At 43.6% G+C, this 1,117-nt stretch carries 2 protein-coding genes and 1 pseudogene; all 3 read right to left on the bottom strand.

The window, feature by feature from the left end; genetic code table 11:
• Window positions 1-86: 86 nt before the first annotated feature.
• A complete protein-coding gene (locus Q0605_RS04780; protein WP_297959206.1) occupies window positions 87-575 on the bottom strand; it encodes a host-nuclease inhibitor Gam family protein in 489 nt (162 codons plus the stop codon).
• Window positions 566-772, bottom strand: a complete 207-nt coding sequence (locus Q0605_RS04775) for a hypothetical protein (protein ID WP_298023852.1) — start codon at window positions 770-772, stop codon at window positions 566-568. The genes Q0605_RS04780 and Q0605_RS04775 overlap by 10 nt, the downstream gene beginning before the upstream one ends.
• A gap of 120 nt (window positions 773-892) precedes the next feature.
• A pseudogene (locus Q0605_RS04770) lies at window positions 893-1,117 on the bottom strand (hypothetical protein); the annotation flags it as partial.

The raw sequence follows: 1,117 nt of genomic DNA, 5'->3' as shown, positions 1-1,117 counted from the left end.
GCCTAGTTCTTCGTTATCAAACTCAGCAGCCCTTTTAAAAATTCTCTCAAAATCGGCTTTATCTTTTATCCTATATTTTGGCTCTATCATTGTCCTGCCTCCAAACTCTCAATTTTAGGCACTATACGGAAGCTATCTTTTATAGTTCTTGTTAGTCCCAGCTTTACGAGATCTTCATCTTTTAGCTCCGCTAGAGCGTCTTTATTAGGTTTTTCCTCGTATATGATGCACTCTTTAGCTAGCCCGTAGCTTTTGATCGCCTTTAGCAGGCTTTCTACTTTTGCCTTAATACGAGGCAGGCTTACACTTTTAGTTAGGCGGTAGCCGATCTCGCCGAACGTAAATTCTTTCGAGCGTTTTTCGGCGAATTCGTGCTTGTTTTCTTCGCAAAAAAACGTTATTTGCTGCTCGATATAGTTTTTCTCGCTCTCGAGTCTCTCTACTTCAGCTTTTCTGCTCTCTTTGATGCGGTTGCACTCAAGCGTTACTTCGCCGTTGATTTTCTCTATGCCTACGCTTAACTCGCATACCTTTTTTAGCGCATTATCTATATCGCTAAAGCTTTTTATTTCCATTTTCTACTCCTTAGTTTTGATTTTCTTCTGTTTGCTCTTATTACTTGGCTTTTATGCTTCGCGCCCTTTGTTATTTGGCTCTTAGCAAAAGCCATCCTGCTTCTTCTGGTTTTGGTTTGCATTGGCACGCCGCCAAGTGTGCTGGTGTCGCTTATAGCTAAGCTTAGCCCCGCCAGCATCGACATGGCTTTTATCATCTCTTTCTCCTTTCTAAAATTTTAAGTTTTTTAGCTAGTCCGTATTTTATGACATAGCCGTATCTTAGGCAGATCGGAAGCGTATTTTTGCTCTTCTTTACGATCCGCACCATGCTCTCCTCACTCGTCAAACAAGCTAAATTTCAGCTCCCTCACGCCGAGCTGCCTTGCAAGCTCTCGCTCGTATGCCATACCTTTGCTATTTTCGCTGCCTTCGCAGGCAAAAAAGTAGTAGTAGCTGCATACCGAGAGGAGCTCCTCGCAGTTTTTCATTATTCGCTCGCGCTCCAGCTCGCTATACACCCCCATCCATGCAAGCACGGGCGATATAGGCTCGTAGCCATT

The sequence above is a fragment of the uncultured Campylobacter sp. genome (assembly GCF_938017705.1).
GTDB lineage: Bacteria > Campylobacterota > Campylobacteria > Campylobacterales > Campylobacteraceae > Campylobacter_B.
This window is presented reverse-complemented; position numbering and strand designations above follow the sequence as displayed.

Coding starts and splice junctions, on each gene's coding strand:
- Q0605_RS04780 (WP_297959206.1), bottom strand. CDS start 575: ATGGAAATAAAAAGCTTTAGCGATATAGATAATGCGCTAAAAAAGGTA.
- Q0605_RS04775 (WP_298023852.1), bottom strand. CDS start 772: ATGATAAAAGCCATGTCGATGCTGGCGGGGCTAAGCTTAGCTATAAGC.